Origin of the sequence: Aminipila butyrica (assembly GCF_010669305.1) — a bacterium.
In the GTDB taxonomy this organism is placed as follows: Bacteria; Bacillota; Clostridia; order Peptostreptococcales; family Anaerovoracaceae; genus Aminipila; species Aminipila butyrica.
The window spans coordinates 3222825-3239065 of sequence record NZ_CP048649.1; the positions used below are offsets into that span (position 1 = coordinate 3222825).

Consider the following 16241-nt stretch of genomic DNA (forward strand, 5'->3'; position numbering starts at 1 on the left):
TTTTTTCGCAAAATTTTTTACCTTGCTACTTCCATTCACTCTTTTCTTAATCTACGTGTAGTCCGTTCCACCTTGAGCATGCTCATAGACCATGCTTTTTTATCTTATAGTTCAGTACCTGTCTGCTGACTCCCAGCTTGTCCGCCGCTTCTGTAACGCTGGCGCTGCCCTCCAGCACCTGATTGAGAATCTGCTTTTCATAGTCATCCAGCAAAGCCCCCAAGGTCGCACCGTTTTCCAATACGGTCTCCCAATCCACACCCTGCTCGTCCCCTTGCTGATTCAAAGCCACATCGAGGCCTAAAAGGTCCCCTGTCAAGCCAGAAGCTTCCTGCTCTTTACGCCTCTTATCATAGACCAAGTGCTCCGGCAAATTGTTGATGGTGATGTCCCGTCCCCTGGTCATATTAAAGGCATATTCGATGACATTCTTCAACTCCCGCACGTTTCCCGGCCAATCGTAATCCATCAGCAGACGCTCCGCTAACTGGCTGCATTCCTCAATTTTCCGCTGTCCCTTCTTATTGTAATACTGGATAAAATGTTGGATGAGCAAAGGCACATCTTCTCTCCGCTCCTTCAGCAGCGGCAGCTCAATTTGAAATACACCCAATCTGTAATATAGGTCTTTACGCATTTTCTCCTTCTCCAGAACCTGCGCCACCCCTTCATTGATGGCAGAAATAATCCGTACATCAATCTTTCGTTCTTTTTCCGACCCCAACCTACGAATCTTTTGTTCTTCCACTGCTTTGAGGATTTTTCCTTGCAATTCAATGTTCATGGAGTTCAGCTCATCCAAAAATAACGTCCCCTTATCTGCCAGTTCCAGAAGGCCTTTGCGGTCTTCCGCTCCCGTATAACTCCCGCGCACCGTGCCAAATAGCGTACTCTCCAGCAAGCTCTCCGGGATGGCCGAGCAGTTCTGGGAAATAAAAGCCTGATCTCTACGGCTGCTGTGGCTGTGGATGGCCTGAGCTGCAATCTCTTTGCCAGTTCCCGTCTCTCCCACAATGAGCACGGTGGAATCCCCCTCTGCCGCCCGCAGAATCTTCTCCTTGACCGCCTGAATTCGGCTGCTGTGGCCAATCATATCTTCTACCTGATAGAGAGAATGTCCAACCGAACTGCTTTCTTCCTTTATTCGCTTACTGTAAGGCTTCCCTCCTTCTGCCAAAATCACCGTTCCCTCGATGGCCCCAACGATTTTCCCCTCTACTTCAATGGGATAAGTATTGCTTACAAAAGTCAGCTTCATACCATTCAGATCGGTTACCGTCTGAACCTCATCCAGGACGGCTTTTCCCGTCCTCATAGCCCGAAAATGAGTACTGGTCTCCCGAGTCAGTTCTGGATATACATCCAGCAAGTATTTTCCGGTATACCCCTCATTTTTAATGGAATGGTCTTTTTCATCAAAGATGGCCGAATATTCCACAACTCCTTCCAGGTTGGTAATCAGGACAGAATCCATGGTATTGTATATGTGCATCATCTTTTCCAAGTAATTTGTCATCATCTTCGGCTACCTTTCTTTTTCATGTCAAACTTCCTTGGCATGTTTATTAACTATATTTATTTTATCATTTTTTCTCGCTGACAACCATTAATAATTTTCCGAATATACAGAATTATTTTAGAAAATCTTAGAAATTTATGGTATAAACCTTCATCCTTAGGGGAATGTTTTTTTACGCCGCTTTTGAACAGTTCAAAGCAGACTTGGACAACTTTTGACAAATTTATTCATTGAAAAAGATCTTTACCTTAAAATTCTCCGGTTTTTTAGTGAGAAATCAACAATAATATTTTTAAAAAATTTTAAAAATAACTCTTGACCTTTGAGTATAGGGAATCCCCTATACTATAGGTAGATGATACAACTACTCAAAAATTTCGTTCAATTAAAAGCATGTTATAATCCATCCGATTATGGCGTGCTTTTAATTTTTTGTTCGTAAAAGCTGCCTCATCCCTATACGCCAGTAAACGTTCTGTGGTATGATAATATCATATTTCAGGATTACAGATGTTGAGGTTTGAGAATGAAAAAGGAACGAGATTATTATTCGGTGGGGCAGGCCAGCAAGCTTTGCAATATTTCCACGGATACCCTGCGTTTTTACGATAAAATAGGGCTAATCCGCCCGGATAAGTTGGGGGAAAACAATTACCGCTTTTACAGCAAGGAAGCCCTGGCCTATGTTCCCGTAATCAAATATTACAAACAGATGGGCTTCTCCCTAGAAGAGATTAAAGACCTTATTGATGAGAACTCTTTTGTCAAGCACGAAAAATTTTTTAAGGAAAAAACAGAAAAATTAAAAGGCCGCAGGAAAGAGATTTACATGAAATACGCCTCCATAGAAGGCTGGCTGCGGCTTATCATTGAAGCCGATTTGATTCGAAAAAATGATGTACGTCAGGTGTCCTTGAAGTATCTGGAAAGGGGCTGCTATTCCTATCTGGAGACACCGTTCGCTGACTACCAAGAAGCAATCGTCAACATTGATTATAGCAATTACATCGAAGAAACAGGGGAGCCGGTAGGCGGCGCCCTGCTGCTGCATTTCCCCTCTATCGAAAAAAAATTGCTAGGAGAAAAGACTCCTGTAGTTATTATGCAACAGACGCTGCTGAAAACCAGCAATCCTGCCAGCGTGTGGACCTTCGGGGGGCAAATCTATGCGTCCTGTTATCACCTAGGCCCTTTTGAGGACATTGATAAGACCTACAAGAAAATATTTCAATGGACCCAATCAAATGGCTATACCTGTGACAAAGGCTCCTATGAGCGTTCCCTAATCGACTATTGGACTACGCAAAACACCAGCCTCTTCGTGGTCGAAGTGCTGGTGCCGGTGGAAAAAATATTCTCATAAGGGTAACGTTGTGGTTCGTGGCAATTTACGCTTTTTTACTCTGTAACTTCATTTGATGGAGAGCTTTTTCAGCCTGATAATACCCCTCGCCAAAGGAGTTCTCCCCCTGGGGAAGCATGGCAATGCCTGCTGAAAGCGTTAATCCGTGAAACTTATTTGCCTCCAAACGCCCTTCCAACTCCAAGCAGATTGTTTGAATCCGCTGTTCTGCTTCTGCTTCAGACGTAACCTCCGGCAAGTAAATCATAAAGATATCTGCCGCTTCTCTGGCTGCCAGCTCCGGCTCCCTAATCAAATCCTTAAAAGCTTCTCCCACTACCTGCAAACAATGATTTCCCTGCTGATAGCCTAGAGCGTCGTTAATCAAGCGAAAGTGGTCCAAGTTCATTACGGCCAGCGCCCCTGCAGGTCGTTTTTGGCACTCTTGCTCAATCTGCCTCTCGATACGCCTCCTATTCCATAATCCTGTCACCGGGTCGCGATTGCTCTCCAAAGCCTGTTCCTCTAAATGCTCCTGCAACTCCAGTACCATTTTGATTCGCTGAAGCATCACCAGCTCATTGAAAGGCTTTGTAATAAAGTCTCTGGCTCCCAGCCCCAAACAGGTTTTCTCTACCTCATGGTCGCACAAACCCGTCAAAAATATAATGGGAATCCGAGACAGCCGGGCATCCTTCTTCAGCATCTTTACCGTTTCGATGCCGCTGAATTCCGGCATTTCTATATCCATTAAAATTAAATCTATGGGGTTATGCCGGACAAACTGTATGCCCTCTTTCCCGCTGAGGCACGTATGCACCTCATATTCATTCTCTAAAGCCTTCTGTACTACCATTAAATTGAACTGACTGTCATCTACTACCAAAATTCTTTTCATGGACACTACCCTCCACTTTGAAAACTCCAACAAGATTCTGTCTTATTCTTCCATTATATCACACTTTTCTCTCTTTTTCCTGAATTTGTTTTTAATTTTTCCTGCTAAGGTATAATGAATCTTGAAAAAGGAGCTGACTACCAAGAGTCCTACGGAAATACTACCTGCCATAAGCAGAGTCTCTGTACCAGTAGTTGCTGCCTGCTCCAGCTGCCCACTAATGAGGTACAAGGTGGTGTAGTACATGCCCGCTCCCGGCACCAAAGGAATAATCCCTGGAATGGTAAATACGGTGGCAGTTTCCTTAAAAACTCGGGAACAAATGCCCGCAAAAAAGCCCACAACACAGGCGGCGAGAAAGCAGCCCAACAAGGCTCCGCCATAATCACTGCGGCAATAGGCAAAGACCACCCAGCCCATGCCGCCGATGAGGCTGGCTACAAAGATATGCCGTTTAGGTACGTGAAAAAGAATGGCAAATCCCACGGTGGCGACTAGACCAAATATAAACTGCCAAAGGTATGTCATAAAATAGTACCTCCCATCAGAACCCATAGCCGCATAACGACACCTGCTCCGGTAGCTAGAGATATAGCGATGAAAAAGGCTTCTGAGGTTCTAGCCAATCCCGACAACATATCACCCGCTAAAAAGTCCCGAATAGCATTGGTGATAGCCACCCCGGGAACAAACAGCATTAATGCCCCAATGGTAGTAGGACCTGAGGTATTACCCAATCCCGAAGCCGCACAAATCAAGGCCAAAAAGGCAGCAAAAGCCGTACAACAAAAGCCCTTGATAAAATAATTGGTTTCAAAACCATCGAAGATTGCTGACAGCAAATAGCTAGCCGCACCAATGATGAAGGCACAAACAAAATCTTGAATCGTACCCTTAAACATTAAGCAGAAAAAGGCGCAGGTCAGAGCTGCTCCCAAGAGCTTGATGCCCAGGGGATAGGGCTTCCTTTTAGAAATCTGTTTCAATCGAGCCATACCATCCTCCACGGACAAATCCGTGCTGACAAAATCTCGAGAAAACTGATTAATTTCAGAAATCTTTCCCAGATCCGTGGCCGAGCCTCGAATCCTCTTGATAAAGGTAAACATCTCGTTATCTTCCCCGCCCTTATCCAGAGAAAGAAAAATGCCTGTTGGGGTAGCGAAAGCCTCCACATACGGAATTTTGCAGGCCTTACAAATCCTAGTAATGGTATCTTCCACCCGGTAAATCTCTGCACCGCTCTTCATCATCAGCTCGCCTGCCAGCAGAGCCATAATCAATATTCTTTTTTGCAGTTGTTTCGTCATGTCATCCCGACCCTTCTATATTAAATTCACAAGATAACTCCATTCATCCCTGATTACAGTCCTAAGTATACCATAAAAGCCTTTAAATTCCTTTGCTTTCGCCTAATTTTTATAAAATCCAAAAACCCCCTTGACTTTTTCGTTTTATCGCTTTATTATAATAACGTAATAACTTATTAAATCGATAAATATTCTAAACAAAAGTCAGGAGGTTGGGACCATGAAAGCCGATACAAAAAAATATTCCGCTAAAGTTGACAAGAAAAAAGACCTCTCCAAAGAAGAGCTCAGCGCTTATATTTTATACAGCATCAACGGCTGTTCTCAGGTTCAAGCGGAACCTTTGCGTCCAGCGTTTGTTGGCTCCTATCATTAAGCGTTTATCTATTATATAGTTACCCATTCTTTAAAAGTCCAGCTTGTTTTCAGTCAACTGGACTTTTATTCCGTTTTTTGATATACTACTCCCATAATCAAGTTATGAAATAAAAGAAAGATATTTAGGAGAACGGTATAGATGAGACTGAATAAATACATCGCTCAGGCAGGCCTTGCCAGCAGGCGAAAAGCAGACGAGCTGACTGCCAACGGAAACGTAAAAATAAACGGACTGGTAGTCAAAGAAATGGGCTACGACGTTCAGGAAGGTGATGTGGTAGAAGTCAACGGCCGTCGTATTGACAAGATAGAAAAAAAGTCGGTTTACGTGATGCTAAACAAGCCGCTGGGCTTTATCACCTCCTCTGCCGATGAAAAAGGCCGGCCCACAGTACAGGACTTGGTAGCTGACGTAGATGCCCGCCTCTTTCCAGTGGGACGACTGGATTACAACACCACCGGGCTGCTGATTATGACCAATGACGGGGATACAGCCTACCGGATTACACACCCCAAGCACCACGTTTACAAAACTTACCGAGCTCGGGTAGCAGGCGTCTTATCTGCTGCCAAAGTTGCCCGCTTGGAAAAAGGAGTGGATATCGGCGGCTTTGTTACTGCCCCGGCTCACGTGAAAGTCCTAAAGCAAGGCGAACGCTCTGCCATCGTGGAGATTCAGATTTATGAAGGCAAGAATCGCCAGGTCCGCAAGATGTTTGCCGCTGTAGGAAACAAAGTTCAGGAGTTAGACCGAGTAGCTATAGGCGAGCTCTACCTGGGACGCTTGATGATTGGTCATTACAGGAAATTAACCCCTAAAGAAATCGAATATCTAAAAAATGTGTGACCCCTATCCGCCTCGCCTTGGCGGTTAACAGCAAAAAAGCAAGACGTCTAATCCAAAAGGATTGGTTCGCCTTGCTTTTTCTTTATTTTTATGCCTCAGCAAAAGTCAGCAGTATTCTGTACCTGTACCCTTACTGTGTGATATAGATTTCTACCCGTCGGTTCTTGGCTCGGCCTTCCTCCGTATCATTGTTCCCTACAGGAGAATAGTGAGAATACCCTTCTATAGAGAATTTATCCCCAGACATGCCGTTGGCCGCTAAGAAGTTAACTACCGTCAACGCTCGGTTGGCAGACAGCTGCCAGGAGAACTGCTCATTGGTCCCCGACACGAAGGCCGTATGCCCGCGAATACTGATATGACGTACTTGAGAATAATATTCACCCATAAGGTCTTTCAACTCTAGGAGTACGGTACTGTTTCCGTCAATAAGCTGGTCGCTGTCAGGGATGAACAGCAGTGTATCCTTTAAGTCAATTTTTACATAGGAATCCGTACCCGTAACCTCTACCTGCCCTTGAAGGTTGTTCTTCTTAATATAGCTCTTTACCTCTTTAGCCAGCCGTTCCATATCGGTAATTTTTTCCCCATCGCTTTTCTCATCCGAGGTAGGAGCCTCCACCATCTTGGGGTTATTTAACGCTTGCCCCATGCTCTCTGCCACAGCCTTAAACTTGGCCGCATCGATAGTGCTCATGGAGTACATAATGATAAATAAGGCCAGCAGCAAGGTAATCATATCCGAATAGGTCAGCAGCCACCTCTCATTGTTATTCTTTTTTTCTTCTTCCTCGTAGGATGCTGGTCTCTTCCTCAATGTATCTCCACCTGTTCACAATCTCTTCTAAAATCAATTTTCAATGTTTTCTATATATTTGGACGAGCCGTCCGGAAATGCGTGATAATAAAGGGATAATTCGTTGCGTACGCTGCGGCTAAGGGCGCCGTTGGCAATCATGCAGACACCGTCCAAAATCATTTCCTTTAAGAGCCGTTGTCTTTTCAAGTACACTTTAATTTTGTTGGCCATAGGAAAGTAAATCAGATTAGCAAAAGACACCCCGTATAAAGTGGCTACGAAAGCCACCGCTATGGAGGAAGTCAGCTCTTCTGGGCTACTGAAATTGGACAGCACCTGAATCAACCCCAAAACGGTACCAATAATGCCTAAAGTTGGTGAAAACCCGCCAGCTGATTCAAACACATCTATTTCCACTTGTTTCTGGGCCACATAGGACCGTATATCCGCCTCCAAAATATACTGAATCTCCTCCGTCGTCTTCCGCTCTAATATAAGAATCAATCCTTCCTTCAACAGCAGGTATTGCTCCCCGCTGAGCGCCGGATCCGTCAAGGCCGTTTCCACCTTAATAAAACCGTCCCGCCTGCAGGCATCTGAAAGTTCTGCAATAATTTGAATAATTTCCTCCGGGTCTCCATATGCCTTAGGATTAAATGTCTTTCTCAAAGTCTTAAAGGCCTGCTGAAGATCGTGAAAAGAAGAGGATGCCACTACGGCACCTATGGTACCGCCCAACACGATAATCATCGGACTCAACAACAGCAGAGAAAGCAGCTTTCCTCCCTCCAGCAGGAAACCAACCAGCAGAGAGATTAAGGCAAAGCCTATACCTATAAGCAACGAAATATCCATATAAAAACTCCTTGTCCACGTGTCAATCTAGTCTGCAACTTGCAGAGCCTCTGCTAAATATTTTATTTCATTATCGAAAAATGTCAAGTTATACAGCAAAACTGCCGGAATAAATCCGGCAGTTTTTATGCTAAGGAAACTAAATACTCATATCCTGTTCTTTAAGAATATCTTGCTTACGCGGCTTCTTTCGGTGCAGCATAGCATAATACACCGGAAGGAAAACCATGGACAACACAGTGGAAGAAATAACTCCTCCAATATTTACCAAAGCCATACCTTGCATCATCTGCCCATCTCTAGCCAATGGAATCATGGATAGAACCATAACTAAGGCGGTCATAACGATTGGTCTCATACGAGTAACCCCGGCTTCAATCAGAGCTTTATCAAGCGGCATTTCCTCTTCATACTGTCTGGCCGTATCCACGTATAAGATACCGTGGTTTACTACGTTACCAATCAGCATCAAGAACCCGAGCAGAGACGTCATACTGATGGATGCATTCATCAAGAACAACAGCAGGAAGGACCCGATTAAGGCCAACGGTACCGCCGTCATAATCATCAGCGAGTACCTTGGTGACTCAAACTGAGCGGCCATAACTACGAATACCAGGAAGAGTGCAGTCAGCATCGCTGTACCCAGGGAGCCGAACTCTTCACTCATCATTTCATCCATGGAGTTAACCCCAGTAGAAACGGTCTCCGACATATACTTTCCCGCTACCTCATCGTCCAACAGTGCCTTGGTCTTCTTATCAGCCTTATCGGTGTAGTCTGCATCGATGGTCACGGTATATTGTTTATTCTCTCTAGAGATCGTGCTTGGACTGTCCTCGTAGTGAATATTTGCCACATCGGTCAAAGCAACAGAGCCACCGGTTCCAGTAGATAGGATGATTCCCTGAACCTTATCCAGCGTATCGTACTCCCCATTGGCAAATTCTACTTTCACGTCCGTATCTTCCCCATTGACCTTCATGGAGGTAGCAGTTGCCCCACTGAGCATGTTGTTGACAGTCTGGCCGATTGCTAACGGGGACAAACCCTCCGCCTTTGCCTTAACGGAGTCCACAGAAATCTTGACTACCGGAGCTGCATTTTCCAGGGTGGAATGAACCTTGGTCACTTCCGGCCTGGTCTTCAACTCTTCCACAATCTTGTCGGAAGCTTTCTTCAATTCATCATACTGAGTACTCTTCAAGATGATTTCATATCCGTCACCGGACTGAGTCATCGACATGGAGGACCCTACATCCATAGTAATATTGGCATTCTTGATGGCATGCATAGACGGTCTCCAGTCATCTATAACCACTTCGGAATCCTTTACTTTATCTTTTAAATAAGCGGTCAGCGTCGCCCCAGAACTGCCTGACATGGACAAGGCACTTCCGCCATAAGTCACCATGTAGGAATCCACTCGCTCGTCGCCCACGATAACCTTTTCCACATCTTTCAGGGTCTGGTCAACCTTATCCAAGCTGGCCCCCGGCCTAGTTTCAATGGTAACAGAGATGGAACCGTCATCATCGGCCGGCATCAATTCCATGTTAAGCTGCGTGGCCAGCAAGCCAGACACAACCAGCACACCGATGGACATGAAGATGACAAGCTTTCTTTTAGGCATCAACCCTCTCATCAGTTTTCTGTAACGAATCTGAATCGTACGAATCGGCCGCTGAGCCGGTGCCTTCGTCTTTTCCTCCGGTCTATACATAAAGTAGCACAATGGCACGATAGTAACGGCGGAAATATAGGATGCCAGCATACAAAATACAATAGTAAAACCTAAAGGCTTAAAAAACTGGCCAGTTAAACCGGATAAAAATGCCAACGGTAGGAATACAACGGAGATGGTTGCCGTCGAAGCAAATACGGCCAAAAGAACGGTTTTCGTTCCGTCGATGGCTGCGTTTTTATAACTCCGATTCAACACGCTGCCCTTGCTAGCGGCATCTACGTAACCCGAATCATATTCATCATCTGGGATGGCGTGAATTGCTCTAAAGCAACTTTCCAGTACAACGATGGAGTTATCTACCATCAAACCTACACCCAGAACCAGTGCACCCATGGTGATCGTATTTAGGGAGAAATTCATGAAATTCATCATGATTAAGGCGACGAAAATAGATATCGGTATGGATGTCCCGACGATTAACGAGGCCTTTAAGTCTCCAAAGAACAGATAGATGATGGCCATGGAGATAATGATGGCTAAGATTAACGTCTCAAATACGGAGTTTAAGGACTCCATAATGGTATCCTTGGTATCATTGACCACGGTAATCTTCAGATTCTGGTCGGAAGCTTCCAGCTTCGCCTTCACTTTCATAACTTCGTTAGAAACATCTACCGCACTGCTGCTCTGTTGTTTCTTAACATCAATGGAAATAGTGTCTTCTCCATTATATCGGCTGATACTGCTCTTATCTTCCAGTGCCTCGTATACCGTAGCTACATCCTGAAGCTGCACAACACTTCCGTTTGCTACATTTATTGGAATCCCCTTAAGACTTTCTATATCATCGTAATCAGCTCCAGTGGTTACAGAGTACTCCATATCACCGGTCTGGGTGGTTCCCGCCGGATAGGAGAAATCACCGCTGGCAATGGCCTGAGACACAGCGCTCAGGTTTAACCCATACTGATTTAATTTTTCAGCATTCAGTTCTACCTTTACGTAAGACGCCTGTCCCCCGGAGATGTCTACACTGGCTACAGAACCGATTTTTTCAAACTCAGGTACAATTTTATTATCTACGTAATTATACAGGTTGGATTGAGCCTTGTTGCTGACAGACATGGTTACAACCGCCGTATCAGACAAATTGATTTCCATGATGTTCGGAGTCTTAGCATCGTCTGGAAGTTCAGAAACCAAACCGTCCATCTTCTTCTTCAAGTCGAGATAGGCTTCGTCCATATCTGTACCATATTTGTACTGAATCATAACGATAGAACTATTTTCGTTAGATGAAGACGTGACTGAATCCAAACCACTCAGCGTATCGACGGCATCCTCCACTGGCTGAGTCACCAGTTCGTTGATATCGTCTGGGCTGGCCCCTGCATAAATGGTGCTGACAATCATAATCGGCATGTTGATCTCAGGCGTTTCCTCTAACGTACTGCTCGCTACAGAGGAAAGTCCGAAAACTACCAGGCAGAGTACGCATAGGACAGCTGTTACCGGCCTTTTTAAGACGAATTTAGTTAACCCCATTTACTGCCGCCCCCTCATAAAGCTCTGAACTCCAAGTTGCAATGACCTTGTCGGAGCTGCTTAAACCGGAAATGACTTGTATATTTTCATCATCAGCAATACCCGCTTCAATAAATACCTTTTTGGCCTTCCCCTTCTCATAGGTGTATACCAGAGCCTGACCGTCTTCGTAATACACCGCATCTGCCGGAATCGTCATAACGTTTTCTACCTTGTCAGAGATTACATTGACGGTAGCTGAGGTTCCTGTAGCTAAGGCAGCCTTGGCATCAATTTTAGCCTTTACCTTAAATAGCCCAGAAGCGGAATCCACCATGGTGCTGATTTCACTGACAGTGCCCACATAAGAGCTGCCCCCTTTTTCCACAGTTAACGTATCGCCCACCTTCATATTCTTGGTTACTCGCTCTGTGGCATCAAAAGAAACGACCTTATCGCTTCCGCCGGAGATAACGCAAATTTTTGTCTGCGGACCTACGTTGTCATACACGTCTACGTCACAGGATTCCACCAGACCGCTGGTAGATGCAGTAACTACACTATACTCTGATTCGTTGTTATATGTATTGGTAGCGGATTGATAATTCAGCTGGGCTCTGGATAAAGCGTTTTTCGCATCCTCATAGCTCTGCGTAGAAATGTCTCCACTGGTGTAGAGGGCTTCGGCCCTTTCCATAGCAGTTCTGGCATCAGACAAGTTTACCTGTGCTGACTGCACACCGATACCGGCAGATTCCAGCTGCTTATTCTCGATGGTGCAGATTACCTGCCCAGCAGATACCGTCTGTCCCGCCGTTACCTTCACGCTGGTCACTTGACCTGATATCTTCGGATAAATCTCCTCATAATTGGCTGGCTCCACCTTCCCAATCAGCGAACTTTTCAGCTCAATATTTCCCACTTGCGGGCTTGCCAGCTGTACTGAAGGAGGTGTGGCTTCTTCGTAGTTCTCCTGTCTGTCTGCAATTATTCTAGGCACAAGTACCACAGCCAGCACTAGGACTACTGCGACACTTACGATTATTTTCATCTTGCCTTTTAATTTGCCTTTCATATATTCTCCCTTCCTTTACCTGTCTCTATAGCTCTTGTTCCATGAAAAAGTGACAGCATGTTGGGTAAGTTCAGTAGTATATTTTTAATCAACAAAAAAATGTTGCTTCTCCACTGTCACATATATAACAATAAAGTATAATCAGAAACTCAATATAAACAAATTGGTAAAATTTAAAAATAATGCGCTTGAAAATAGGGACTTTTTATTCATATTCCCAAGAATATAAGTAAAGAATTCCATTTTGTTTATATTCGTGTAATCAAATTGTGTTACAATAACAAAAATAATAAGATTATTTAACATTAAAAGGTGGTGTATATATATTGCAAGCTCCCGCTCAAACCGGCATCCGCTCCCGGATTCGTTCCCGGATGGCAAAAAAGGCTCTTACCTTTATGCTTTCCCTGCTGGTCTTTATCATCTTGCTTCTGACCATGTGTATTATCAGTGTGGCCATTATCCTGTTGTACCGATATGGGGTTCTAAAAGAAATTACCGAACCAGCTATCGTCGGCCCCATCCTGCTCTTGATTATCAGCAGCATCCTGATCGGTACCATCTTGACTGGTATTCTAAGCAAGATCCCCCTGCGGCCTATACGCAAGGTAGTAGCGGCCTGCAACCAAGTGGCAGATGGGGATTTCTCCATTCGGCTGCCACTATCCCCCATCGATGAGTTTAACGTTTTTTCCAAAAGCTTTAACCGCATGGTTGAGGAACTGGGCAGCCTGGAAATCTTGCGCTCCGACTTTGTTAACAACTTTTCCCACGAGTTCAAAACGCCCATTGTATCCTTGCGAGGCTTTGCCAAAATCCTGAAATACTCTGATTTAACCGAGGAAGAACGAAATGAATACTTGGATATTATCATCAGTGAATCCAATCGGCTCGCTGAGCTATCTACCAACGTACTTACCTTGACAGCCTTAGAAAACTTGAACATTATTTCTTCTAAAGAAGACTTTGATCTATCGGAGCAAGTGCGCCGAAGCGTATTGCTGCTAGAGTCCAAGTGGTCTAATAAAAGCCTGGAGCTGATTATTGATTTAGACGACCTGACCTACAACGGCAATGAAGATTTGCTCAATCAGGTGTGGATTAATCTTATTGACAATGCAATCAAGTTCTCCCCAGACAAAGGTAAGATTAAGATTAAGCTGAAATCCCTGGGGGATCGGGTCATGTTCACCGTGATGGACAACGGCTACGGTATGGATGACGAAAGCCAAAAGCACATCTTCGATAAGTTTTATCAGGGTGACCTATCTCATTCTACGGAAGGTAATGGCTTGGGGCTAGCCATTGTCAACAAAATTGTCAAACTTCACCAGGGAGAAATTACGATGGAAAGTGAGCCAGGCATTGGCACCAACTTTTCGGTGGTTCTGCCAGTGTAGTGTTCGATCATCTACACAGTCTTACTAACATATAAATCATAATGGGCTATATTCTTTTCTGCTGCAAATTATCACAGCTTTATTTGACTGACATCTCCACCGAATTCTTTCCATTTATTAAAATAACTCAACACAACTCCAGACAGATTGAGGTTGTGTTGAGTTGAAGTATATAGTTTTTATACAGATAAACCTTCTATTATTTTTATTATCTTTACCAGTTCATCTAAGCTTTTTTTATACTTAACGATTGTTTTAACAGATTCTGATTGCTCTTTTATACTTTCTAAAATACTGTTAAGTTTTTCATCATGAGTCCAATAACCTCCCACTTTATTTTTGCCTGTTCCTGTTTGAATTTTAATGCCTTTAGTTTCATTCTTTAGCGTTACCTCAGCGCCAAGCTTTTTGTTCTTTTTGAAGAAATACATAGCATCATTAGTATATTGTTCTAAAGTTCTTCTGTTTCCATGTCTTGCTAGATGATATTCTACAGAATTCTCTATCGTATCAAATGTTGCTTTATGCCATTTACTCACTGGTTGCCCCTGAGATGTAAAGTTTGTCTTTTGAAACCCAAGATCCTTAGCTGCTTTAATGCCGTTTTTTTTCAATCTCATTAACAAATCTCATCTTTCAAGGCTTTTCGAACGTGAACTAAACAATCAGCCGAAATTGCGCCTATTCTTTTATAATTCTCCCGAGCGTTATTCAGACTAATATCATTTGCTCCACTTCCCAATAACACACTGGACAAATTTCAAATGTTCCTGGCAGTTTAATACTTAATGTACAGTTGCCACAACATACACATTTATATTTTTTCATGTAAAATAATCTCCTATTTTATAACTTACCCAGCATGATGGCATTTTACCGGATACGATACAAAATAACCTTGACGGATATGGTATGACAACTCCATCATTATCTTTTAAACGATAAAGGACAAAGTCACCTACTGAATTACTAAACAAAGATATAGATTTATCATAGAATTCAATTGCTAATGCCACATATTCTTTCCCTATTGTGAGCGTCAGGTATTTTCCATCTTCATTTAATTTCTCTGTATTTATGCATTTTACCTTCATCTCGTATGTCGATATTGTCCTGTTTTTACGTTTTGATAAAAATGAACTTGAAAACTCCCGCTTGGACTTTTAAATGTTTTCGTAGACATCTTAGCCCAATCATTAATGGAACTGCCATCACGGGTTAGAGCTTTAATGACATTGTGGCTGTTAAGTTTACTACCATGCATAATTTTATTTGAATTCTTTATAACTTCAGCGCGTAATGTACCACCATTTGTAAACACTGAGCGTGCTTCTTCATATGTCAATTTTACATTAAGTTTTGGCATATTAACAATATTGTTAGCACCGGTCTTACCAGCGCCCTTAACTGTCATCTTCCCAGCTGTTGTCGTAACTGATGTCTTGGGAACTGCACTCTTATATGCACCATATCCACCAGCAAAAGTAGTTACTACCGCAGCACTATCTATCCAATGCTGCATTGATAAAGGCTTTTCGGGATTGACTGCACCATTTTTTAATCTTCAACGATTTCCCTTTAACCTCTGTATGAAAATATTTCCTTATTAACTCTTTATTTTATGTCACTTTCTTTAACAGTAAGTATATCTATAGTACCCTTAGTTTCTATTATTACCTTATCATTTAAGTTTATCTTAGCCCTTACGATATCGTACTCTTGGAACATATTATATTCCGCCTCCCTGTTCACATAAAGCTTATAGTAATCAGCATTCCGCAATTATTTCTTAGTTGGTATTGCAGTTACCAATCTTACTACTCCACCGTTATTTTTAATCCAAACAAATAAAACATCAATAGTAGATTCCTCCGCAATACCTGAATGGATTGATATCGATAGAAGCAAGATGCGCAAAGGGGTCATTCCTAACCCCTTTGCCTATTAATGAAATGTATGAAAACAGGCATGTCTACAATTGCTCTAATTGACCTCCTACACCATAATCATCTCTTTAATGATTGTATAAACCTGTTATACCATTCCATATCGGAATTATAATTATTTTTATTATACTCCCAATGTGCTTGGAAATTATTTAAGGAACTATTAAATTCAGGGTATTTTGCTTTAAACTCATCTAAAAATTCAATACTCCCCCCAATTACAGCATGTTCTTCATGCGATATAATGATTCCCCATCTACCTTGCGATGAATAAATTGCATTTTCAACGTTAACATCTATTTGCATATATTCATCATAAGAAGTAGATAAATCAAAAGACCAGTGCTTTAACTCATATTTAGAAACATCACAATTTTGTTTAAATATATCTCCTATTGCCTCTTTCTCAATTTCTGAAATATATACTTCTTCATCAATATAAAGATTACTTAAAGCAATCTTTAAAGCAGTATATTGCTTTCGTGTCATATAATATCCATCAACTGGATATAACAATTCTACCTTTTCAATTTCCTTTTTAAAACAATCCTCGAAAGGGTTATTCCCTGAGAATACATTAAAATACGATTTAGCTATTCTATCGAATGAAGATTCCGATAAGGTTTTAATCATTTTGTCGCACCTCTATCAATGAATCTAA

General features: G+C 42.8%; 15 protein-coding genes and 1 pseudogene. 4 read left to right on the forward strand and 12 right to left on the reverse strand.

Going from position 1 to position 16241, the window contains the following annotated elements; genetic code table 11:
• Positions 1–82 precede the first annotated feature (82 nt).
• Entirely contained in the window at positions 83–1519 is a 1437-nt protein-coding gene (locus tag Ami103574_RS15105) for a sigma-54 interaction domain-containing protein (protein ID WP_163067782.1), read from the reverse strand.
• 526 nt (positions 1520–2045) lie between these two features.
• Between Ami103574_RS15105 and Ami103574_RS15110 the strand changes: the two genes are divergently transcribed.
• A complete protein-coding gene (locus Ami103574_RS15110) occupies positions 2046–2882 on the forward strand; it encodes a MerR family transcriptional regulator (protein WP_163067783.1) in 837 nt (278 codons plus the stop codon).
• Between the two features lie 25 nt (positions 2883–2907).
• On the opposite strand, the gene Ami103574_RS15115 is transcribed toward Ami103574_RS15110, so the two are convergent.
• The 3 genes from Ami103574_RS15115 to Ami103574_RS15125 are packed head-to-tail and all read right to left on the reverse strand — an operon-like array spanning position 2908 to position 5069.
• Positions 2908–3759 (reverse strand): GGDEF domain-containing response regulator, encoded by an 852-nt coding sequence (locus Ami103574_RS15115; protein ID WP_163067784.1) that lies wholly within the window; start codon positions 3757–3759, stop codon positions 2908–2910.
• A gap of 42 nt (positions 3760–3801) precedes the next feature.
• The gene (locus tag Ami103574_RS15120) at positions 3802–4287 is read right to left on the reverse strand and encodes a threonine/serine exporter family protein (RefSeq protein WP_163067785.1); all 486 of its coding nucleotides are present in this window, start codon (positions 4285–4287) and stop codon (positions 3802–3804) included.
• A complete protein-coding gene (locus tag Ami103574_RS15125; RefSeq protein WP_163067786.1) occupies positions 4284–5069 on the reverse strand; it encodes a threonine/serine exporter family protein in 786 nt (261 codons plus the stop codon). The genes Ami103574_RS15120 and Ami103574_RS15125 overlap by 4 nt, the downstream gene beginning before the upstream one ends.
• A 220-nt stretch (positions 5070–5289) precedes the next feature.
• Between Ami103574_RS15125 and Ami103574_RS15130 the strand changes: the two genes are divergently transcribed.
• The gene (locus Ami103574_RS15130) at positions 5290–5445 is read left to right on the forward strand and encodes a hypothetical protein (RefSeq protein WP_163067787.1); all 156 of its coding nucleotides are present in this window, start codon (positions 5290–5292) and stop codon (positions 5443–5445) included.
• Positions 5446–5586: 141 nt separating this feature from the next.
• A complete protein-coding gene (locus tag Ami103574_RS15135; RefSeq protein ID WP_163067788.1) occupies positions 5587–6294 on the forward strand; it encodes a pseudouridine synthase in 708 nt (235 codons plus the stop codon).
• Positions 6295–6424: 130 nt separating this feature from the next.
• Here the strand turns inward: Ami103574_RS15135 and Ami103574_RS15140 are convergent, their stop codons facing one another.
• The 4 genes from Ami103574_RS15140 to Ami103574_RS15155 all read right to left on the reverse strand — a co-directional run bounded on the left by Ami103574_RS15140 (position 6425) and on the right by Ami103574_RS15155 (position 12234).
• Entirely contained in the window at positions 6425–7111 is a 687-nt protein-coding gene (locus Ami103574_RS15140; RefSeq protein ID WP_163067789.1) for an OmpA/MotB family protein, read from the reverse strand.
• 33 nt (positions 7112–7144) lie between these two features.
• Positions 7145–7948 carry a motility protein A gene (locus tag Ami103574_RS15145; protein ID WP_163067790.1) on the reverse strand — a complete coding sequence of 268 codons (804 nt, stop codon included), beginning with the start codon at positions 7946–7948 and terminating at the stop codon, positions 7145–7147.
• 139 nt (positions 7949–8087) lie between these two features.
• The gene (locus tag Ami103574_RS15150; protein WP_163067791.1) at positions 8088–11180 is read right to left on the reverse strand and encodes an efflux RND transporter permease subunit; all 3093 of its coding nucleotides are present in this window, start codon (positions 11178–11180) and stop codon (positions 8088–8090) included.
• Positions 11167–12234: an efflux RND transporter periplasmic adaptor subunit gene (locus tag Ami103574_RS15155; RefSeq protein ID WP_163067792.1), complete on the reverse strand. Its 1068-nt coding sequence runs from the start codon at positions 12232–12234 to the stop codon at positions 11167–11169. The genes Ami103574_RS15150 and Ami103574_RS15155 overlap by 14 nt, the downstream gene beginning before the upstream one ends.
• A gap of 326 nt (positions 12235–12560) precedes the next feature.
• Here Ami103574_RS15155 and Ami103574_RS15160 point away from each other — a divergent pair, with 326 nt between their 5' ends.
• The gene (locus tag Ami103574_RS15160; RefSeq protein WP_330587121.1) at positions 12561–13634 is read left to right on the forward strand and encodes a HAMP domain-containing sensor histidine kinase; all 1074 of its coding nucleotides are present in this window, start codon (positions 12561–12563) and stop codon (positions 13632–13634) included.
• 179 nt (positions 13635–13813) lie between these two features.
• Here Ami103574_RS15160 and Ami103574_RS15165 read toward each other — a convergent pair whose 3' ends face one another.
• The 4 genes and pseudogenes from Ami103574_RS15165 to Ami103574_RS15180 form a co-directional block, all read right to left on the reverse strand.
• Entirely contained in the window at positions 13814–14254 is a 441-nt protein-coding gene (locus Ami103574_RS15165) for a hypothetical protein (RefSeq protein ID WP_163067793.1), read from the reverse strand.
• Positions 14254–14462: pseudogene (locus tag Ami103574_RS16205) on the reverse strand (CPCC family cysteine-rich protein). The gene Ami103574_RS15165 and the pseudogene Ami103574_RS16205 overlap by 1 nt, the downstream one beginning before the upstream one ends.
• Positions 14463–14724: 262 nt before the next feature.
• A complete protein-coding gene (locus Ami103574_RS15175; RefSeq protein ID WP_163067794.1) occupies positions 14725–15156 on the reverse strand; it encodes a hypothetical protein in 432 nt (143 codons plus the stop codon).
• 484 nt (positions 15157–15640) lie between these two features.
• Positions 15641–16213, reverse strand: a complete 573-nt coding sequence (locus Ami103574_RS15180; protein WP_163067795.1) for a hypothetical protein — start codon at positions 16211–16213, stop codon at positions 15641–15643.
• Positions 16214–16241 lie beyond the last annotated feature (28 nt).